Source organism: Streptomyces pyxinae, from assembly GCF_024756275.1.
Classification (GTDB): domain Bacteria; phylum Actinomycetota; class Actinomycetes; order Streptomycetales; family Streptomycetaceae; genus Streptomyces; species Streptomyces pyxinae.
Map to the genome: position 1 here is coordinate 60,024 of NZ_JANUGQ010000003.1, position 19,483 is coordinate 79,506.

The 19,483-nt window shown below is 73.3% G+C and carries 19 protein-coding genes; 8 read left to right on the forward strand and 11 right to left on the reverse strand.

Annotation, left to right across the window (positions count from 1 at the left end):
• From NX801_RS05125 to NX801_RS05140, 4 genes are all read left to right on the forward strand, one after another.
• Positions 1-540: a hypothetical protein gene (locus NX801_RS05125; protein ID WP_258785741.1), complete on the forward strand. Its 540-nt coding sequence runs from the start codon at positions 1-3 to the stop codon at positions 538-540.
• A 329-nt stretch (positions 541-869) separates the two neighbouring features.
• Positions 870-1,418 (forward strand): hypothetical protein, encoded by a 549-nt coding sequence (locus NX801_RS05130; RefSeq protein WP_258785742.1) that lies wholly within the window; start codon positions 870-872, stop codon positions 1,416-1,418.
• A 190-nt stretch (positions 1,419-1,608) separates the two neighbouring features.
• Positions 1,609-2,658: a sporulation protein gene (locus NX801_RS05135; protein ID WP_258785743.1), complete on the forward strand. Its 1,050-nt coding sequence runs from the start codon at positions 1,609-1,611 to the stop codon at positions 2,656-2,658.
• 93 nt (positions 2,659-2,751) lie between these two features.
• Positions 2,752-3,207: a tellurite resistance TerB family protein gene (locus NX801_RS05140; RefSeq protein ID WP_258785744.1), complete on the forward strand. Its 456-nt coding sequence runs from the start codon at positions 2,752-2,754 to the stop codon at positions 3,205-3,207.
• 145 nt (positions 3,208-3,352) lie between these two features.
• On the opposite strand, the gene NX801_RS05145 is transcribed toward NX801_RS05140, so the two are convergent.
• The 5 genes from NX801_RS05145 to NX801_RS05165 form a co-directional block, all read right to left on the reverse strand.
• Entirely contained in the window at positions 3,353-4,291 is a 939-nt protein-coding gene (locus tag NX801_RS05145) for a M56 family metallopeptidase (protein WP_258785745.1), read from the reverse strand.
• Between the two features lie 3 nt (positions 4,292-4,294).
• Positions 4,295-4,696, reverse strand: a complete 402-nt coding sequence (locus NX801_RS05150; RefSeq protein WP_258785747.1) for a BlaI/MecI/CopY family transcriptional regulator — start codon at positions 4,694-4,696, stop codon at positions 4,295-4,297.
• Between the two features lie 195 nt (positions 4,697-4,891).
• On the reverse strand, positions 4,892-5,326 hold the full coding sequence (locus NX801_RS05155) for an NUDIX domain-containing protein (protein WP_258785749.1): 435 nt from the start codon (positions 5,324-5,326) through the stop codon (positions 4,892-4,894).
• Positions 5,323-6,576, reverse strand: a complete 1,254-nt coding sequence (locus tag NX801_RS05160; RefSeq protein ID WP_258785750.1) for a DegT/DnrJ/EryC1/StrS family aminotransferase — start codon at positions 6,574-6,576, stop codon at positions 5,323-5,325. The genes NX801_RS05155 and NX801_RS05160 overlap by 4 nt, the downstream gene beginning before the upstream one ends.
• Positions 6,573-7,565: a Gfo/Idh/MocA family protein gene (locus tag NX801_RS05165; RefSeq protein WP_258785751.1), complete on the reverse strand. Its 993-nt coding sequence runs from the start codon at positions 7,563-7,565 to the stop codon at positions 6,573-6,575. The genes NX801_RS05160 and NX801_RS05165 overlap by 4 nt, the downstream gene beginning before the upstream one ends.
• A 156-nt stretch (positions 7,566-7,721) precedes the next feature.
• Between NX801_RS05165 and NX801_RS05170 the strand changes: the two genes are divergently transcribed.
• Positions 7,722-9,035 carry a helix-turn-helix transcriptional regulator gene (locus NX801_RS05170; protein ID WP_258785752.1) on the forward strand — a complete coding sequence of 438 codons (1,314 nt, stop codon included), beginning with the start codon at positions 7,722-7,724 and terminating at the stop codon, positions 9,033-9,035.
• Between the two features lie 23 nt (positions 9,036-9,058).
• Here NX801_RS05170 and NX801_RS05175 read toward each other — a convergent pair whose 3' ends face one another.
• The 5 genes from NX801_RS05175 to NX801_RS05195 form a co-directional block, all read right to left on the reverse strand.
• A complete protein-coding gene (locus NX801_RS05175; protein WP_258785753.1) occupies positions 9,059-10,051 on the reverse strand; it encodes a TerC family protein in 993 nt (330 codons plus the stop codon).
• A 366-nt stretch (positions 10,052-10,417) separates the two neighbouring features.
• Positions 10,418-11,545, reverse strand: a complete 1,128-nt coding sequence (locus tag NX801_RS05180; protein ID WP_258785757.1) for a hemolysin family protein — start codon at positions 11,543-11,545, stop codon at positions 10,418-10,420.
• Positions 11,542-13,038, reverse strand: coding sequence for a hemolysin family protein (locus tag NX801_RS05185; protein ID WP_258785760.1), 1,497 nt, complete (start codon positions 13,036-13,038; stop codon positions 11,542-11,544). Before NX801_RS05185 ends, NX801_RS05180 begins: the two co-directional genes overlap by 4 nt.
• A gap of 404 nt (positions 13,039-13,442) precedes the next feature.
• Positions 13,443-14,408: a YihY/virulence factor BrkB family protein gene (locus NX801_RS05190; protein ID WP_258785761.1), complete on the reverse strand. Its 966-nt coding sequence runs from the start codon at positions 14,406-14,408 to the stop codon at positions 13,443-13,445.
• A gap of 109 nt (positions 14,409-14,517) precedes the next feature.
• Entirely contained in the window at positions 14,518-14,883 is a 366-nt protein-coding gene (locus NX801_RS05195; protein WP_258785763.1) for a YkvA family protein, read from the reverse strand.
• Positions 14,884-15,117: 234 nt separating this feature from the next.
• Here NX801_RS05195 and NX801_RS05200 point away from each other — a divergent pair, with 234 nt between their 5' ends.
• Positions 15,118-15,483: a PH domain-containing protein gene (locus NX801_RS05200; protein ID WP_258785766.1), complete on the forward strand. Its 366-nt coding sequence runs from the start codon at positions 15,118-15,120 to the stop codon at positions 15,481-15,483.
• A gap of 130 nt (positions 15,484-15,613) precedes the next feature.
• Complete coding sequence (locus NX801_RS05205) at positions 15,614-17,521, forward strand: protein-arginine deiminase domain-containing protein (RefSeq protein WP_258786098.1); 1,908 nt, start codon at positions 15,614-15,616, stop codon at positions 17,519-17,521.
• 475 nt (positions 17,522-17,996) lie between these two features.
• Here NX801_RS05205 and NX801_RS05210 read toward each other — a convergent pair whose 3' ends face one another.
• Complete coding sequence (locus NX801_RS05210; protein WP_258785767.1) at positions 17,997-18,350, reverse strand: beta/gamma crystallin domain-containing protein; 354 nt, start codon at positions 18,348-18,350, stop codon at positions 17,997-17,999.
• A 445-nt stretch (positions 18,351-18,795) separates the two neighbouring features.
• Here NX801_RS05210 and NX801_RS05215 point away from each other — a divergent pair, with 445 nt between their 5' ends.
• Complete coding sequence (locus NX801_RS05215; protein ID WP_258785770.1) at positions 18,796-19,401, forward strand: DUF6153 family protein; 606 nt, start codon at positions 18,796-18,798, stop codon at positions 19,399-19,401.
• Positions 19,402-19,483: the final 82 nt, after the last annotated feature.

Here is a 19,483-nt window from a genome sequence, read left to right on the forward strand (position 1 = left end):
ATGGGTGGCAGCACCGCCGCCGGGCCCGCCGGGTCCCGCGCGGCCATGGCCGAGGACGGCGAATGGGGCTCGCGCCTCCGGTTCGCCGGCGGCTGCGCCGGGACCTTCCTGGTGCTGCTGCTGACGGTCGACGCGGCGGCCGGTACCCTCACCGGGCCGCGCGCCCTGCTGTGGACCGTGCTGGCCGCCCTGCTGCTCCTGGTCCTGGTCCCGGACCGGGTGTCGGCGCGGCCCGGGCTGCTGGTCTCGCGCGGGGTGCTGGCCGAGCGCTGGGTGCGTACCGACCGGCTGGTGTCGGTCGCCTGGACCGACGGGGTGGCCCAGCGGCTGGTCCTGCGGGACGCGGAGGACGGCGAGGTCGAGCTGGACCCCCGGGTGCTGGCCGGCAACCCGGCGCTCTGGCTGCTGCTGGACGCGGGCCTCCGGGCCAGCGCGAGCCATGGCACGCTGCGGTGCGGCACGACGGCCCTGGGCCGGCTGGCGGACCGGGTCGAGGGGGAGGCGGTGCGCGCCGTCTTCAAGGTGTCCGGCCTAAGGTAGGCCCGAGGGCTGGGGCCTGGGGCTGGGGCCTGCGGACCAGGACCCGGGCACACCGGAGCCGGCGCCCCGGCGCACCGGGGGTGGGATCCGGCGCACCGGAAGGGGGCCGGATCCCGGGCCGGCGTTCGCGTACCAGTTCCAGCGCGCGGAGCCGTCTTCCGGCGCGCGGGGCTGTCTTCCGGCGCGCGGAGCCGTCGGAGTCGCCGGGCCCACCACTTCCCGCCCCGGCCGCGCCCCCGTGCGTCCGCGCGCCCGTCCCGGCCGCACTGCCCGGCCCCGCCACCGGGCATCTCCCCCCAGCACGCCTCGCTCGTCCAGAAGGAGAACCCATGCGCGCACTCCGCCTTCCGCGCTCCGCCCGCTCCAGGTTCACCGCGGTACTGGCCTCCGCCGCCTTCCTGCTGCCCACCGCCACCGCCCAGGCCGCCCAGTCAGCTCCCGCCGCGCCCGCCCGGCACTGTGTGGTCGTCCTCGACCAGCTGCGCCCGGGCGAGTCCGCCTCGCGGGTGCTCTCCCGCGACTGCGCCACCGGCACCGAGGCACCGGCACCGACCGGCCGGGCGGCCGCCGCCACTCTGCTGATGACCTGGTACGCGGACATCGACTACGGCGGCGACAGCACCCAGATCCGCGGCAGTTACGGCGGCTGCAACGCCGAGGGTTACGGCTTCGCCTATGTGGGCGACGCCTGGAACGACCGGATCAGCTCCTTCAAGACCTTCAACTCCTGCGACACCGTCTCGGGCTACGACCACGCCAACTACGGCCTCGACGTCTACTACTGCGGCAGGTGCGGGTCCGGCGGCACCTTCAGCGAGCCGTATGTGGGCAACAACGCCAACGACCGCATCAGTTCCTGGTGGATCAGCCGGTCCTGATCCAGCCGGCCGACCGCTCGGTACCGGTCGGCCCGGCCATTACCGGCCACCCGCCGAGGCTTCCGTGACGCCCTCTCCGCCGTGTGCTTCTATGCTTCTGACGTTTCTACACACATGTAGAAACACTCTCAGACATCGCGGACATCGCCCCAGGGCATCACTAGGGCATCACTAAGGAGTGAACGCCACCATGGTGTTCAAGAAGCTGCTCGGCTCCCTCGGCGTCGGCGGCCCCGCCGTGGACACGGTCCTCGACCCGGGCGCGGCACTGCCCGGCTCCGGCCTCACCGGTCAGATCCATCTCCGGGGCGGCCAGGCCGACTTCGACATCGAGCACATCACCCTGGAACTCGTCGCCCGGGTGGAGGCGGAGTCCTCCGAGGGCGAGCGGGAGGGCACCGTCACGTTCGAGCGGTACACGGTGGCCGGCGGCTTCCGGCTCGCCGAGGGGGAGCGGCGCTCGCTGCCGTTCTCGGTCACCCTGCCGTGGGAGACGCCGGTGACCGAGCTGTACGGGCAGCCGCTCGGCATCGTCCTCGGCGTCCGTACCGAGCTGGGGGTGGCCGGCGCCCGGGACAAGGGCGACCTGGACCCGCTGGCGGTCCGCCCGCTGCCGGTGCAGGAGGCGGTACTCGAGGCGTTCGGACAGCTCGGTTTCGGCTTCCGGGCCGCCGATCTGGAGTACGGTCACATCGGTGGTACCGGTCAACTGCTGCCGTTCTACCAGGAGATCGAGCTGAGCCCGGCGCCCCGGTACGCGCACGCGGTGAGCGAGATCGAGGTGACCTTCCTGGCCACGCCCGCCGGGACGGACGTGGTGCTGGAGGCGGACAAGCGCGGCGGCCCGTTCGGCGGCGGCGGAGACGTACTCAACCGGTACACGGTCAGCCATGACCAGGCGGCCACCACCGACTGGAACGCCCTGGTGGACGGCTGGGTCGCCCAACTGGTGGACCATCACGCCAAGTCCGCCGCCCACTCCCCGTACTCCCCGTCCCCGTACGCCTCCTCCTACGAGCATCACGCGCCGCACCACACCAGCCACGGCCACCCCCACGGAGAGGACCGCGGCCACGGCCACCACCGCTCCGGCCCCGGCATGGGCACGGCCGTCGCCGCCGGTGCCGCCGGGCTCGCGGTCGGGGTGGCCGGCGGTCTGGTGGCGGCCGAAGTCGTGGACGAGGTGGGCGACTTCTTCGAGGGCGACGACGAAGGGGGCGACGAGGACGGCGACGACTGATCCGGGTCTTACGGGCGCCCTGATAACTTCTACAAGAATGTAGAGGCGGGGCGCCGAAAACCCCGAAGACCCCGAGCATCTGGAGTACCGTTCATGGCCCTGTGGGACCGCATCAAGGAATCCGCCACGACGATGCAGACGCAGCTGACGGCGAAGAAGAACGACCTCAAGAGCGGGGCCTTCCGGGACGCCTCGATGGCGATGTGCGCCCTGGTCGCCGCCGCCGACGGCACCATCGACCCGGCCGAGCGCAGCCGGGTGGCCCAGCTGATCGCCTCCAACGAGGTGCTCCAGAACTTCCCCGCCGACGACCTGCGCCGCCGCTTCGAGGAGAACCTCGACAAGCTGGCCGCCGACTTCGACTTCGGCAAGGTGAGCGTGTTGCAGGAGGTGGCGAAGGCGAAGAAGAAGCCGGCCGAGGCGCGGGCGGTCGTCCAGATCGGCATCGTCATCGGCGGCGCGGACGGCGACTTCGACAAGACCGAGCAGGCCGTCGTGCGCGAGGCGTGCTTCGCCCTCGGCCTCCCGCCCCACGAGTTCGACCTCTGAGATCGCCCCGGGGCCCGGGGTGGTGGGTCCGGGCTTCGGGCCCGGCTGTCCCGACAGCCCCGGCGCCCCGGCGGCCCCAGTGGTCCCGGCTCTCCCGGCGGCCCGGCGGCCCGGCGGCCCGGCGGCCTTCGACGGCCCCGGCGGCTCAGAGCGGGGTGGCCGCCCTCAGGATCTGGAAGAGCGTGACGGCGGAGTTGGCCGAGGAGAGCGCCGACGCCGTCGTCCCGGCGGCGGCGCCCCAGGCGGCCAGCCCGGCCGTGGTGGAGAGCGGCGGCCAGCTGCGCGCGGCGGGCGCCGGGGCCAGCAGCGCGGCCACCCGGCGCGGCACCGGTCCGGCCGCCGCGAACCCGGCCAGTCCGGGCGGCGGCGCCCCGCGCGTGACCAGGGCGGCCCGGCCGATCGCCCGCGCCACCACGCGCCGGCTGCCGACCGCCGCGGCGGCGTCCTCGTCGGCCCACCGCTCGGCCGTGTAGGCCACGGCGGTGCGCAGCGGGCGCAGGAACGGGTTGGCCCCGGCCGCCAGGCTCACCGTCAGCAGGTAGCGGTGGTGCCGGCCCCGCAGATGCGCCCGCTCATGGGCGAACAGGGCGCGCCGCTCGGCCGGTTCCAGTCCGGCCAGCATCCCGGCGGTGACCACCACCCGGCCGCCGCCCCGCCGCCCGCCGGGCAGTGCGTACGCGTACGGCTCCGGGTCCGGCAGCACCGCCACCGGCCGGTCGGGCAGCGAGGCCAGGGCGCGGCCGGCCCGGCGGCGTACGGCCGCGTGGCGCCAGGCGGTCCGGGCCCCGGCTGCCAGCACCGCGAGCAGCGCCGGGATGGCGAGCTTCCCCGCCACCTCGTCGTACGGCACCGCCGCCCGCACCTCCGGATCCGACCAGCCGTCCGGCAGCGGGTTGCCGGGCAGTTGCGCGGTGCCGACCACCACCAGCAGCCCCAGGCAGAGGGTGCTGCACACGGCCAGTACGCCCGCCACGGCGGACAGCAGCCGGGTGGCGGTACGCGGGTGCAGATGCTGCTCCGCCAGCCGCGCGACCGGCCACGCGCTCAGCGGCAGCACCAGCGGCAGAAGGACGAAGAGCCCCATCGGTCAGTCTTCCGCCTCGTCCCCGGCCTGCGCCAGCAGCTCCCGGAGCAGCCGTTCGTCCCCCGGCGGCAGCGCGGTGACAAAGCTCGCCAGCACCGCCTTCCGGTCCGCCTCGCCGTCCAGCACCCGCCGCATCCGCAGCGCGGCGAGCCCCGCCTCGTCGGCCGTGGCCGTCCACAGGAAGGACCGGCCCGCCCGCTCCCGGCTGACCGCGCCCTTGGCGAGCAGCCGGGTCAGGATCGTGATCACCGTGGTGTACGCGAGTCCCCCGCCGAGCCGCTCCTGCACCCACCCGGCGTTCACCGGCCCGGGCGCCGGCCGCAGCACCGCCAGCACCTGCCCCTCCAACTCCCCCTGCCCGCGCCGCCGGGGATGCCCCGCGCCGCCCCGCTCCCGCTCCGTCACGCGACCTCCCTCCGACCCCGCCCCACGACGCCCCTGCCGCCCCGCGAAAGCCCCCCATGCTACGCCCGCCCCCGCCCCGGCGACCCGTACCGCACCGGCCCGGGCCGGCTGCCCGGCACGCACCGGCCCCGGCACCCCCACGGCGGACACGCGCCACCCGGGGCCCACCCTGGCCCCCCGGCACCCCTCCCGCGATCAGGGAGCGATCAGCATCCGCACCGCCTCGCTGACCTCGGGCAGGTCACCGGGCAGCGCCCACTGGTGGGTGTCGTGCTCGGTGAGAACGATCGGCTCGGTCTTCTCCACGGTGACGGCGAAGTTGAACTGCCGGGTGATACCGCCACGGCTGTCCGGGTAGTCGAAGTGGCCTACGTAGCGGAGCACTTCGCCGATGGTCAGGCCGGTCTCTTCGGTGGTCTCGCGGTGGAGCGCCTCCACCAGGGTCTCCCCAGCCTCGACCTTGCCGGAGGGGACCTCCCACATCCCGCCCAGGAAGTCGTCGGCCCTGCGCCGAAGAAGCAACACCCGGTCGGCGTCGGTGACGACGGCACCGGCCACGAGGCCGGTGATGCCGTCGGCCCGGGCTTCATCGATCAGGCGGGCGAGGAAGTAGGGGGAGGAAACGGTCACAGCAACTCCTGGTGGTGGTCACTCACCTTGGCGGCCGCGCGCACATACTGCTCGGCCAGCGCGAGATCCTGCTCACGATGCCAGACCGGGAGCTTGATCGTGTGGCGGTGGGCGTGTTCAGCCACGGGGAAGGACCCGGCCCGATACTGACGGTGGTGGCGTGGGTGTCCCGGGAACAGCGAACCCGGGTGCTGGTAGAGCGGAAGCTCGTGCAGGGGGCGGGTGGAGCCGGGCCGGTCGAACTCGACGGCTCCCTCGGCGGCGAGTGCCTGATGGAAGCGCTCGATCGAAAGGCCACCGAGCCTTTCGGGGTGGTAGGTGAGCGTCAGCCCGTACCAGGACGCAATCACTCCTTCGGGTACCGGCATGACCTCCAGCCCGGGTACCCCGGCGAGATGGTCGGCGAGAAATCGGGCGATCTCTGCCCGGCCTGCGAGGTAACCATCGAGGCGGTGGAGTTGGTCGAAGGCAAGTGCGGCAGCCAGGGGATGGATGCGCAGTTTGAGACCGGAGCCGGTGACCGCGTACCGGGCCAGAGGGTGGCTCTTGGGGATCTCGGACCTGCATCGCTTGTTGTAGTGGGCGAACGTCAACACCCGGTAGTACGTGTCGTCGTCGTCTGTCAGGACGAACCCACCCTCACCACCGGAGAGCGGCTTGGGCCCGTTGAGGGAGAAGGCAGAGGCCAGACCGAAAGTACCGATCTTCCGGCCATGGACACTGGCGCCATGGGCATGCGAACCATCCTCCAGCAGGCTCACGCCGTGGGCGCCGGCGACGGCGGCAAGCGCGTGAGTATCAGCCGGGCGCCCCCATAGGTGGGTAGCCATCAGCGCACGTGTACGCGGGGTGATCAGCTCCTCGGCACAGGCCGGGTCGATATTGCCGTCCGGACTGGTCTCACACAACACGGGCACCGCGCGGAGGTGGAACAGGGGGGAAGCAGTGGCGTGGAACGTCCAGGCGGGCACGATCACTTCGTCTCCGGCATCGACCCGGGCGGCAGCGTACATGGCGTGCAGCGCGGCGGTACCCGAGCTAGTGGTGATCGCGTGGCGGACACCGAAGTACTCCTGCAGGCCGTCCTCCAGATCGGCCACGATTCCGGACCGGCTCGGGATCGACACGGCGGACTCCAGTTGCGTGGTGACACGGGCCCGGGTGGCGTCATCGATCGGTGGCCAGCTGAAGTGCGGGCCGGCAGCGGTCACGACGGGTTCACCACCGAGAAGGGCAAGGGGGGACGTCACAGCATCTCCTTCGGGTCGATGTAGTGCCCGGCGGCCTTGGACTGGTAGCAGGAGGCGATGAAGGCGGCGTGGGCGAGCTGGTGCCGGGGACTGGAGGTGTTGAGACGCTCTCCGTCCAGCACCCGGCAGAAGTAGTCGATCTGGGCAGTCGCCGCGTTCGCGGGTGCATGAGGCCGGGACAGCTCCTCCACCACCGCCCCGCGAAGGTCAAGCCGCTGGACCCGACCCTTGGTGAGCAGCACCGAGCCGCGCGTACCGACAACGTGCAGCTTCTCGGTCTTGGGGGCCACCCACCGCGACAGCAGCACCGAGCCGTACAAGTCGGATTCGTAACCGAGCTGGATGACGGCCGTGTCCTCGGCGTCATAGCCGCTTCCGGGCACGGCGGTGGCGGAGAAGTCGGCCATGACCCGGCTGGGCAGGCCGAAGTACCACAGCAGCAGGTCGATGAGGTGGTATCCCATGTCGATGATGCAGCCGCCACCGGCCTGCTGGACCTTGCCCCTCCACCCGCCCCCGGGGTCGTCGGTGTGGAAGGTGTACCGGCCGTCGATCAGAAACGGGGTGCCGATCTGGTCGAGGAACTGCTCCGCCGATGTGTAGATCGGGTTGAACCGTCGCTGGAGGGTGACCATCAGCTCGATCTGCCCGGCTCTGCAGATCGCGGCCAACTCACGGGCCTCGGACAGTGAGGTGGCGAACGGCTTCTCCTTGAGAACGTGAACGCCACGGCCGGCGCACTCCTCGACCACCGCTCGGCCCGCGTGGTGCGGGACGGCGACGATCACGAAGTCCGGGGCTGCGGCGTCAAGCAAGTCGGCCACCTGGCCGAATGCGGCGACCTGGAACGACTCCCGCCGTCGTCGGAGGATGTCGGGGTCGCTGTCGCAGACGGCGACGAGTTCGGCTCTGTTGGACCCGAGCAAGCCGGGCAGATGGTCTTCGAGTGCCTGGTGACCGAGGCCGATGACCGCAGCGCGTCGCCTCATGAGCAGAGTCCTTCCGCTTGACGAAGGAACGTGTCGGAACACGCCGAGTACACCCCCGGCCGAAGGGCACCGACCAGACAAATTCCGTAGTCCCGGGGTTGTCCCGCACTCGCTCGCAGTAGGCTCGTCGTCACTGTCGATGATGGGATTGACCCCATGGACGACCCGATCCGGCACCCTCTCGTCTACGCCCGGGAACTGCGCGGCTGGTCGCAGGGCGACTTGGTCGCCCGGCTGGACGAAGCCGCCCGCCGTCACGGGCTCCGGTCCGGTGCCGACAAGGCGGCTGTCAGCCGCTGGGAGCACTGGCGCAAGAAGCCGAACACCGACTCCCAGCTCCTGATCGCCCAGGCCTTCGACGTCCCCGTCTCGGACATGGAGGCGTACGGCTGGCCCTACTGGCTTCCCGGACAGGACGAGCCACTGCCGCTGCGAGCCGCTTACACCGTTCAAGCACTTCACGACGCACAGAGAGCCACCATGGACCGCCGCAGCTTCATGACCTTCAGCGCCGTCTCGCTGGCCGATCTCGGTGCCCAGTGGGCCACGATCGAGCCGGAACGCCTCGTTCTGCCCTTGGGCGGCAAACGGGTCGACGGCGAGCTCGTGGACTGGCTGGAGGACACCAGCAAGGGTCTGACGGCCCTGCCCACCGAACGGCGCCAGCATGCCATCCGCCTGATGGACGCCCACCTGGCCACCGTCACCGACCTGATCAGAAAGGGCGACTACGGCGAGAAGACCGGCCGCCGCCTCCATGTGCTGGCGGCTTCGCTCGCCACCACCTGCGGCTGGTACCGCTTCGACCAGGGCCGGCACTGGGCGGCCGGCAAGCTCTGGGAGGCCGCGCTGCAGTCCGCGCACGCGGCCGGTGACCGCGGCCACGGGGCCGGGGTGCTGTCGGACTTCGCCTACCAGGCCACCTGGCTCGGCGAGCCGAGAGTCGCGGTGGACCAGCTCGGGCACGCGTTGTCAGGGATCGGGCATCCGACCGCGCGGTCCCTGCTGTTCCTGCGGCGGGCCAGGGCGCACGCCGTCCTGGGCGACCGCACCGCCTGCCACCGCGACCTGTCCGCGGCCGAATCCGCCCTCGCCGTCGAGACGGCGGAACCCGCCCCCGGCTGGTGCGCGTGGATGAGCCCCGCCGACCTGGCCGTGGACTCCGGCCAGTGCCTGCTGGAACTCGGCCGTGTCACGGAGGCCCGCGCACGGATCGTCGAAGGCATGGCCCTGCTGCCCCGGGCCAGGGACAAGACCCGGGGGATCTTCCTGACCTACCAGGCCAGGGGCCACCTCGGGTCGGGGGACGTCGAACAGGCCCTCGCGGTGACCGGTGAAGCGCTCGACCTGGCGATCCGCGTCGGGGCCCCTCGGTGTGTCGCACTGGTCCGTGAGCTCGCGCCGGCCTTCTCGCCCCACCGGCGGGTCGACGGGGTCCCGGAGTTCCTGGAACGCCTGAAGGCCGGCTGAGCGGCAGTGGGTGGGGGCGGCTGTCAGACCCCGCCCCGGTCGCCGTCGTCCCCCTGGGCCCGCCCGGCCCCGGTCTCGGACGGGGGCGGGGGGCGGAGGACGCTGAGCGTCACCGAGGCGGCCAGGACGAGCACGATGACGGCGAGGCTCACCAGGGAGGGGATCTCCGGGACGGCGGTGCTGATCGTCTTGTGGGCGGCCTGGAGGACGAGCTTGACGCCGATGAAGCCCAGGATGACCGCGAGGCCCTTGCTCAGGTGGTGGAAGCGCTCCAGCAGCCCGGCGAGCAGGAAGTACAGCGCCCGCAGGCCCAGGATGGCGAAGGCGTTGCTGGTGTAGACGATGAAGGCGTCGCTGCTGACCGCCAGCACCGCCGGGACGCTGTCCACCGCGAAGACCAGGTCCGCCGCCTCGATCGCGGCCACCACCGCCAGCAGCGGGGTCGCCACCCGGCGGCCCGCCTCCCGGACGAAGAAGTGCGTCCCGGCGTACTCGTCCCGCACCGGCACCACCTTGCGCAGGGCCCGTACGGCGATGCTGCGGCCGGGGTCGAAGCTCTCGTCGTCGCCCTTGAGCAGCTTGTAGGTGCTGTAGAAGAGGATCGCGGCGAAGACGAAGAGCACCGCCGTGAACCGGTTCACCACCGCCACCCCAGCCGCCAGGAACAGCCCCCGGAAGACCAGCGCGCCCAGCACGCCGAAGAAGAGCACCCGGTGCTGATAGGCGCGGGGCACCCGGAAGTAGCCGAAGACCAGCGCGAAGACGAAGAGGTTGTCGACCGACAGGCTCTTCTCCAGCAGCCAGGCGGTGGTGTACTCGACGCCCGCGTCCGTGCCCACCACCACGAAGACGACCGCCCCGAAGGCGACCGCCAGCCCGACCCAGACGGCACTCCATCCGGCGGCCTCGCGGAAGCCGATCACATGCTCCCGGCGGTGGGCGAGCAGGTCGACGGCGAGCGAGACCACGACGAGGGCGCCGAACACCAGCCAGAGCCACAGCGGCACGTCGTGCACGGGAACCCCCTCGCGGGCCGGCCGTCGGGACTGGTTCCAGTGTGCGGGCCACCCCGCCCCGGCGCGATCCGTGCCGGGGCGGGGGGTCCGTGGGCGGGGGATGTCCGGGGCGGGCAGGGCCCCCCGGGCCCCCGGAGCCGGGCCCCGGGGCGCGGTCACGCAGGCCGGGCGGGGGCCGTACCGGAGGCCGGAGCCGCACCGGCCTCCGGTACGGCCCGAGGTCATCGGACCGACGGGCCGCACCCACTCACGAGGCACCCCGGACCGCCGGATCGCCGGGCCGCACCGTCCGGCAGGGTCATCCGCCCACCGGGGTCATCCGCCCGCCGGGGTCACCGGCCCGACGGGGTCACCCGCCCACCGGGGTCACCGGCCCGACGGGCTCGTTCCGGTGACGAGGGCGGGGCCGGGGGCGGCGACGGGGCCGGGGGAGCCCGCGGCGGAGCCGGGGCCCGTGGTGGTGCCGGCGGCCGGGGCGGCGGGGCCGACCAGTTCCTCCAGGACGTCCTCCATCGTGACGTATCCGATCACCGCGCCGCCCTCGCCGGTGACGGCCGCCAGGTGGCTGCCCTCGGCGCGCAGGGCGGTGAGGGTGTCGTCCAGCGGGGTGTCCGGCCGGACCCGGGTCACCGGGTGCAGCGCCGAGCGCGGGAACGGCTTGTCCCGCTCGGCCACGCCCAGGGTGTCCTTGATGTGGAGGTAGCCGAGCACCTGGTCGCCGGCCCCGCCCGTCCCGGTCACCGGGAAGCGGGAGAACTTGGCGGCGACCGCCGCGCGCTCCAGCTCCGCCGGGGTGACGGTGGCCGGCACGGTGCGCATCCGGGCGGCCGGCAGGGCGATCTCGCCGACCGGCCGGGTGCCCAGCTCCAGCGCGTCCCGCAGCCGCTCGCCGTCGGCGGGCGTGAGCAGCCCCGCCTCGCTGGAGTCCTCGACCAGCCGGGCCAGCTCGTCGTCGGTGAAGACCGAGCCCACCTCGTCCTTCGGCTCCACCCGCAGCAGCCGCAGCAGGGTGTTGGCGAAGGCGTTGATGGCGAACACCAGCGGGCGCAGCGCCCGGGTGAGCGCCACCAGCGGCGGGCCGAGGAACAGCGCGGTGGGCACCGGCGCGGCCAGCGCGATGTTCTTCGGCACCATCTCGCCGAAGAGCATGTGCGCGTACGTCGCCGCCGTCAGCGCGAGCACGAAGGCGATCGGGTGCACCAGCGCGTCCGGCACGCTGACCGCCGCGAAGGCGGGCTCCAGCAGATGGGCGATGGCCGGCTCCGCGACGGCGCCCAGCACCAGCGAGGAGACGGTGATGCCGAGCTGGGCGGTGGCCATCAGCTGGGAGATGTGCTCCAGGCCCCAGAGAGTGATCCGGGCCCGGGTCTCGCCGCGCCGGGCGGCCGGTTCGACCTGGCTGCGGCGCACCGAGATCAGGGCGAACTCGGCGGCCACGAAGAAGGCGTTGGTCACCAGCGTCAGGGCGCCGATCAGCAACTGGACGGTGGTCATCGGGCCGCCTCCAGCTCCGGCCGGGCCCCGCGGTCGTCCCGGGTGCCGTACCCGTCCGAGCGGGCGCTGCGCCCGTCGTCCCGGGCACCACGCCCGTCGTCCCGGGCGCCATGCCCGTCCGCCCGGGTGCCGCGCTCCTGCCGGTCGCCGGGCCCGTCCTCCCGGTCGCCGGACGGCGGCTCGGGGGCGGCGGGCGCCGGTCCGGTGAGCCGTACCCGGTCGGCACGGTGGTGGTCGACCGCCAGCACCAGCAACTGCCAGCCGTCCAGCCCGACCGTGTCGCCCACGGCCGGGATCCGGGCCAGCCGGGTGGCGATCAGGCCGGCGACCGTCTCGTACGGCCCCTCCGGGGCGGTCAGGCCGACCGCGGCGAGCTGATCGATCCGCACCCCGCCGTCCGCCTCCCAGGCCGGGCGCCCGTCGGCACCGGCCGGGGCGGCCACCAGGTCCGGGACCTCCAGCGGGTCGTGCTCGTCCCGCACCTCGCCGACGACCTCCTCCACGATGTCCTCGACCGTCGCGACACCGGCCGTGCCGCCGTACTCGTCGATGACCACGGCCATCGTCCGGGCCGCCCGCATCCGCTCAAGCAGCCGGTCGGCGGGCAGGGTGTCGGGGACCAGCAGCGGCGGGGTGGCGAGCGCGGTCACCCGGGTGGTGGCCCGCTCCGCCTCCGGCAGCGCCAGCACATCGCGTACGTGCACGGTGCCGACGACCTCGTCCAGCGAGCCCCGGTAGACCGGGAAGCGGGAGAGACCGGTGGCCAGGGTCAGATTGGCCGCGTCGGCGGCGGTGGCGCCGGCCTCCAGGGCCAGCACGTCCACCCGCGGGGTCATCACGTTCTCGGCGGTCAGCCCGCTCAGCCCCAGGGTGCGGACGAAGAGCCGGGCCGAGTCCTCCTCCAGCGCGCCCTCCCGCGCCGAGTGCTCGGCCAGCGCCACCAGCTCCTCCGGGGTACGGGCGGAGGCCAGCTCCTCGGCCGGCTCCAGGCCCACCCGGCGCACGAAGCGGTTGGCGGTGCTGTTCAGATGCCGGATGAACGGCGCGAACGCGGCCGTGAACCCGCGCTGCGGCCCCGCCACCACCTTGGCGACGGCCAGCGGGCGGGAGATCGCCCAGTTCTTCGGCACCAGCTCGCCGACGACCATCAGCAGCACGGTGGAGAGCGCCACCCCGAGGACGGTGGCCACCGAGGGGGCGGCCCCGCCGAGACCGGCGGCGGTCAGCGGGCCGCGCAGCAGCACGGCGATCGACGGCTCCGCGAGCATGCCGATGACCAGCGAGGTCACGGTGATGCCCAACTGGGCGCCGGAGAGCTGGAAGGTCAGCTTCCGTACGGCCCTGAGGGCCCCGTCGGCGCCCCGCTCCCCGGCGTCGGCGGCGCGCTCCAGCTCGCCGCGCTCGACGGTCGTCAGGGAGAACTCGGCCGCGACGAACACCGCGCAGGCCAGGGTCAGGGCCAGGGCGAGAATCAGCAGCAGGACTTCGGTCACCGTGTCACCCCCGTCCACCGCTGCTCGGTACTCCGGGGTGTGGCACGGCTGCTGGTACTGGGAGGCTCACCCATCGCGGGTCCGTGACTCCTTGTCTGTGGTCGGTAAGTGAGCCGGCGCCCTTCCGGTGCGCCGGTACGGCCGGGGATCCATGCTCCCGCGCCGCTTCTACACCCACTGTAAAGGAACGGCAAACAATCGGACGGGCTCCGGTGACGCACCCGACACCGCCGGAGGCACCGGCGCACCGGGCGCCCGCTGCCGTATCCGTTACCCACCTTCCCCGGCCCCCGACACCAGCCGCGCGAGGATCCGGCACCGGCCCGAGTCCGTCCCCCGCGCCGATCCGCCGCCCGCGCCGTACGTCCCGGGGGCGTCCCTCCCGCCCCGTACGTCCCGGGGCGTCAGTCCCCCGGGCCGGGGTCCGGGCGGACCGGCTCCCGGATGCCCGCGCGGGCGGCCTCCAGTTGCGCGGCGAAGGCGATGCCCAGGAAGAGCGCCACGCCCGTCACATTGGCCCACAGCAGCAGCGCCACGAACGCCGTGAGGGGCCCGTACACCGCGCCGAACGAGCCGCTCCGGTCGACGTACAGCGCCAGCAGCCAGGTGGCCACCACCCAGAGCAGCAGATGGACGCCCGAGCCGAAGGCCAGCCAGGTGTACCCCGGCTGGTCCCGGCGCGGCGCCCAGCGGAAGATCACCGCCGAGGCCAGCCCGGCCAGCGCCACCCCGAGCGGCACGTGCAGCGGCGCCCACCAGGTGAGCAGGGCCGGCGGCCAGTGCAGCGCCTCCACCACGGCGGCGCCCATCTCCCGGCCCGCCACGACCGCCAGGAAGCCGCCGCCCAGCGGCAGCCCCGCGCCGACCGCCAGCAGCACGCCCCGCCCGTACTTCACCGGGAACGGCCGGTCGCGCTCGATGCCGTAGATCCGGTTGCAGCCCCGCTCGATCTGGCCCATCGCGGAGGCCAGGTTGAGCACCGCGAACCCCAGGCCCAGCCACATGGCCACGGCGCCCGCCACATCCGCGCCCGCGCTGCGGCGGGTGTCCGCGAGGGCCTCGCGCACCAGGTCCGCGCTGGCGCCCGGCACGATCCCGGCGAGCGCCGACTCGACGGCCCGGCCCAGGCTCTCGGTATGGGTGGTGGTGGTCACGCCCACCAGCCCGATCAGGAACGGTACGACGCCCAGCACCACCTGGTACCCGAGCGAGCGGGCGGAGCTGAAGCCGTCCGCGTACCGGAAGCGGGCGAAGGCGTCGGCGAGCAGCTTGCGGCCGCCGTACCTCCGCAGCGCGGTGAACGCCTCGTCGCCGGAGAGCTCCTCCCCGATCATGTCCCGTGTCTGCGGGACGTGCACCACCGTGCCCATGGACCCTCTCCGCGCCGCCCGGCCGCCCCTCCCGGGCCGCCCCCTGGAACCTCCTTCTCCCGCCGGCCCCGGCTCATGCCCGCCGGGCCCTCAGCCGTACCGCCACGCGCTATTCGTACCGCTCGAACTCGCTCACCGGGGCCCGGCGCGGGCCGGCCTCCCCCGGCTTGCCCGGCTTCCCCACCCCCCGGAGGCGGAGGGACCCGGTGTGCTCCCGGGCCGCCGCCGAGAGCGAGTGCACCGCGTAGAGCAGCAGCCCGATGTCGTCCAGCAGGATCGGGTCGGGCAGCAGATCGACCGGGCTGATCGCGTACACCAGCGCCACCCAGAAGAGCACCCGCTGGTCGCCGCCCACCCCCGCGTCCCGCAGCACCCGGCGGGCCCGGACCAGTCTGACCAGCAGCGCCACGGCCACCACCAGGGTCACCACCACGGCGGCGGCGACCGCCACGACCAGCACCGTTCCTCTGTCCACGGGGAACTCCTCCCTGGTGTGCCGCGTCCTGACACAGTGGGCCCCCACCGGGCCGCTGCCCACGGTCCGGCAACCACGGCGGTACGTCAACGACCGGACGCCGCACGCATCGGAGACGTCCCACGGCAGCACCGGCACCGGCGCCGACGGCAGCACGTATACCCCCACGGCGGCACCGGCACCGACGGCAGCTCCTCGACCCACGGCATCGACCTCTTCAGGAGACATTCCGACATGGCACTCTTCGGCAACGCGCACACCATCGACCCGGGTTCGGCGCAGCAGGACTACGCGCGGCTGCTCGGCCAGGACGAGCGGGTGTACGCGGCCTATCAGCTGATCCGCGACACCATCCTCTTCACCGACCGGCGGTTGCTGCTGGTCGACAAGCAGGGGATCACCGGCAAGAAGACGGAGTACCACTCCGTCCCGTACCGGAGCATCACCCACTTCGCGGTGGAGACGGCGGGCACCTTCGACCTCGACGCCGAGCTGAAGATCTGGATCTCCGGGAACTCCGTACCGATCCAGAAGACCTTCACCAAGGGCGTGGACATCTACGAAGTACAGGCGATCCTCACGCAGTTCGCCGCCCGCTGATCACCGGCCATTTTCGGCGGTCTTCCGGCGGTCAGGCAACGCCCGGCCGCCGAACCCGCTCTTCCGGCTCGTCACCCCTCACACACCGAAGGGACCCGCCTTGGGTACGAGCCATACGCGCCGCGTCACCATGGCCCTGGCCGCCGTCGGAGCCGTACTGGCCCCGGCCGCACCGGCGTTCGCCGCAGGCCCGCCGCGCACCGAGCCGCACGCCGATCTGCGCGCGGACGTGAACCGGGACGGCCGGGTCGACATCACCGGCACCTCCGACAACACCGGCGAGGACGGCTGGACCGCCACCCGCGGCGCCGTCTTCCTCCCCAACATCGATGACGACAGCAAGCGGTGCGCCACCAGGGGCCCCGGCGGCAAGCCGCTTTCCGAGGCCCGGCTGGCCGGGTGCAACGACGCCACCGACGGCGTGGTCAACGGCTCGGCGGACGACGCCGACCTGGCCCGGGTCAGGTCCGTGCCGATGCGGGACCTGTCCGCCTCCGCGAGCGGCACCCTGACGGTCCGCGGCGGCGCCAAGAACACCCGGATCTTCGTCAAGCGGCCGGCCGGCTGGGCCCTGGTCACCGCCGGGACCCGGCTCTCCGCCGCCGAGTTGCGCGCCGGGGTGGAGTTCGGCGTCGAGGCCACCGACATCGTCCGGGACAGCTCCCGCTGGGGCGGGACCGCGGTGCTCCGGCTCACCGTCACCGCCGGCGGGAAGAGCACCTCGGACGACGTCACCCTGCGCGCCGCCCCGCTGCTCACCCACCACCACCTCCAGCGCGCCCAGCAGTTGCTGGTCACCCGGATACCGGGCGGCGACTCCTGGGCGAAGACCCAGCAGAAGTTCGTCAGGGAACTGGGCGACGCCTCCAAGGCGGCCGGCATCGCCGCCCCGCCCGCCGTCCTCGACGGCTACGGGGACATCTGGGCGCAGGACTTCGTGGAGCCCGGCTATGTCAGCATGCCGGCGCCCGGCGGCGGCCGTCAGCACATCCGGGTGCTGCTGCGCTCGGCCCAGCCGGGCCGGGACGCCGGACGGGAGCTGTACGAGAGGCTGCGGGGCCGGGGGACCGGCGTGGTCCAGGTCTCCGGGGTCAAGGACTCCGAGGAGTGGACGCTCAACTCCATGGGCAACCTGGAGACCGTCCCGCCCTACCGGCACGCCGGCCGCGACTTCCCGGCCGGGCGGATCATCATGGGCGAGCGCAAGGACAACGGCTCCAAGCCGGCCCGGGCCATGCGGACCCTGCTGGCGTCCCAGGGCGCCCAGGACCCGCTGTTCCTCGACACCTCCTGGCTGCATGTGGGCCATGTGGACGAGTTCGTGCAGTTCCTGCCCGCCGACACCCCGCGCGGCTGGCGGATCGGCGTGGCCGACCCGGAGGCGGGGCTGAAGCTGCTGCGGGACGCCAAGGCGGCGGGCAGCGGCGGGGTCCGGATGTTCTCGATGCCGGGCGGCAAGGAGGCGCCCGCGCCCAGGGAGACCATCGCCCAGGCGCTCGCCTCCACGTGGCTGGTGAGCGACAACACCATGGCCGCCGAGAAGATCGCGGCCAACCTGGAGATCCTCAAGCGGGAGACCGGGGTCACCGACGCGGAGATCGTCCGGGTGCCCGCGCTCTACACCCGGGGTACCGAGGCCGAGGCCGGCGGCGACCGGGCCGACCGGGCGCCCCGGCTCACCCGGCTCGGCGCCGGACTGCCGGACGCGGTCCGCGAGCACGGCCAGCAGAAGCGGGCGCTCGCCGGCCGGGCCGGCGGGACCGGGAAGGCGCCCGCGACCGTCATGACCAGCGCCTATGTCCCCGGCGCGGTCAATGGGGTGCTGCTCGCCCCGGACCGCTATCTGGCGCCCCGGCAGTGGGGCCCGGTGGTCGGCGGCCGGGACCTCTTCACCGACGCCGTGACCGCCGCGTACACCCGGGCCGGGCTGAAGGTCTCGTACATCGACGACTGGGAGACCTACCACCTGGGCATGGGCGAGGTGCACTGCGGCACCAACACCCTGCGGGACGCCTCCCAGCCCTGGTGGCGCTCCTGAGGCGTGCCGCGGAGGGCCGCGAGGCGGGCGACTGGTGATCGGGCCGGCCCCGCGGCCGGATGACGGATGACCGGATGACCGGATGACGCCGTCGGCCGGTGGCGGAGCGGGGACGGTGCCCTCGTCCCGGTCCACGGCCGCAGGACCGGGGCGGCTTCACGCGCCCCGGTCCGCGACGGCGCGAGGAGCGTCCGCACGCGGCCGCCGGTTCCCGGTGAACCTCCGGGGCCGCCCCGCGGCACGGCACCGGTTCGCACCGCACCACGTGTCCGGGCGGCCCTCGGAATGTGACGGCCGGCGGAATGTCTCGGAAACAGGCCGACGCAGGCCGCGCGGAAATCGCGCGACCTGCGTCGGCACACCGGGCAGCATTCATTTCATCGCCGCATGACATTCAGCTCCACGCGGGAAGAAGGGAAAGTCCGGGAAGAATCACGCACCGGCGCGGCATTCCCGGGCGCCGCCCGCCCGCCCACTAGAGGATTTCGATGTCCCTGACCTTCGGAGGACGGCTCGGGAAAGTGATGTCGGTCCACCGGTTGACGCGCACCGAGTCGCCGTTCACGTCGTAGTAGACGAGATCGTTGTTGCCCGTCGAAATGCGGTCGACCCACCAGCTGCCGAAGCCGATCCGGCCCTTGTTGGCGTAGCAGTCCACGCTGCTCCGCCCGTCCAGGTGCGACCAGATCTTCAGGAAGTTCTCCCCGCCACGGCACTCGACGTGGTCGATGGCGAAGGCGTTGCCCGCGGGCATGGCCATCGTGACGGTGACCGTGGCCGCTGCCGCCACGACCATGGAGCGGGCGATCCTCTTCGTCCTTGAGATCACAACTTCTCCTTCATTCAACGCTTGATCGCTTGAACAGGGAGGGCACGTCACGGTCGAACACATGAAGGCTCACCAAAAGGGTGTCCGCCTTCTCCGTGCGACCCTTCCGTTGTCTCGTCTCTCGGAGTTGCCCTACGAAGATCCTGTAAGGAAACTGCACATGGCAAGCATCCATGGTTCGCTGGGCCGGAACACGCCCCTGAATGTCTAGATCGAGACCACGCCGACCGCAGCGGCACTTCCATTCCCAGCCGCCCGTAAGCCCGTTTCATTTCGGTGCGGGAGCACTACGGCGTGGGCGGCGGTGGCCGTACGGACTTCCACCCGTCGCCGGGCGGTTCATGCCGGCGTATCGCCCGGCCCCCGCCCCCCGGCCAGGACCCGCCGCTCAAGGCCCTGGCACCCCCTAGGGGGTAGGGGTATGCGCCTCCCCTACGATGGACGCATGACCTCCCACCGGCAGCGCACCGCCCGGCCGCCCCTCGGGGCGCGCGGTGCGCTGCTGGTCCTCGCGGTGCTGGCGGGCCTGCTCGGCATGCACGCCCTGGCCCCCGGCTCCCTCCGGATCACCGGAGCGGGCCCGGGGACCCCGGCGGCCTCCGCCCCCGCCGGCGTACCGGTCCCGGGGTCCGCCCAGGGGCACGGCTCCGCCGGTCCGATGGCGTACGGCTCCGAGCCCGCCGGGCGCGCCCACGGCGCCGTACGGACGGCCGACGCCCCCGCCGGGCCCGCTCCCGGCGCCCACCACGGCCGCCCCGGCCAGGACCGCGCTCAGGGCCAGCGCCCGGACCACAGCCAGGGCCAGGGCCACCGGGCCGGCCAGGCTCAGGGCACCGGCGCGGGCGGTCACGGCGGTGGCAGCCACACCGGGCACGCCGACACGGCCTGCGCCTCGGGCGCGGTGGCCTGGGGCGTACCGCTCCCCGCCCTGCTGGAGAGCCCCGGCGCCCCGGTGGCCGCCGGGCAACCGCCCCCCGGCCGTCCGGCGAGCGGCCCGGCCGATGCGCGGGCGCCCCCCTCACTCGCCGAACTCCAACTGCTGCGGATCTAGACCGGACCTCTCCCGTACGCCCCGGCGCCCGCCCGCCCTGGCGCGGCCCGCGCCGCCTGCCGTACGGCGTCCCGTCATGCCG

Bases quoted from the DNA above. Each gene is read 5' to 3' on its own strand.
- NX801_RS05215 (WP_258785770.1), top strand. From the start codon at position 18,796: ATGACCTCCCACCGGCAGCGCACCGCCCGGCCGCCCCTCGGGGCGCGC.
- NX801_RS05165 (WP_258785751.1), bottom strand. From the start codon at position 7,565: ATGAGGCGACGCGCTGCGGTCATCGGCCTCGGTCACCAGGCACTCGAA.
- NX801_RS05180 (WP_258785757.1), bottom strand. From the start codon at position 11,545: ATGACCACCGTCCAGTTGCTGATCGGCGCCCTGACGCTGGTGACCAAC.
- NX801_RS05200 (WP_258785766.1), top strand. From the start codon at position 15,118: ATGGCACTCTTCGGCAACGCGCACACCATCGACCCGGGTTCGGCGCAG.
- NX801_RS05125 (WP_258785741.1), top strand. From the start codon at position 1: ATGGGTGGCAGCACCGCCGCCGGGCCCGCCGGGTCCCGCGCGGCCATG.
- NX801_RS05205 (WP_258786098.1), top strand. From the start codon at position 15,614: ATGGCCCTGGCCGCCGTCGGAGCCGTACTGGCCCCGGCCGCACCGGCG.
- NX801_RS05145 (WP_258785745.1), bottom strand. From the start codon at position 4,291: ATGGGGCTCTTCGTCCTTCTGCCGCTGGTGCTGCCGCTGAGCGCGTGG.
- NX801_RS05170 (WP_258785752.1), top strand. From the start codon at position 7,722: ATGGACGACCCGATCCGGCACCCTCTCGTCTACGCCCGGGAACTGCGC.
- NX801_RS05130 (WP_258785742.1), top strand. From the start codon at position 870: ATGCGCGCACTCCGCCTTCCGCGCTCCGCCCGCTCCAGGTTCACCGCG.
- NX801_RS05140 (WP_258785744.1), top strand. From the start codon at position 2,752: ATGGCCCTGTGGGACCGCATCAAGGAATCCGCCACGACGATGCAGACG.
- NX801_RS05135 (WP_258785743.1), top strand. From the start codon at position 1,609: ATGGTGTTCAAGAAGCTGCTCGGCTCCCTCGGCGTCGGCGGCCCCGCC.
- NX801_RS05190 (WP_258785761.1), bottom strand. From the start codon at position 14,408: ATGGGCACGGTGGTGCACGTCCCGCAGACACGGGACATGATCGGGGAG.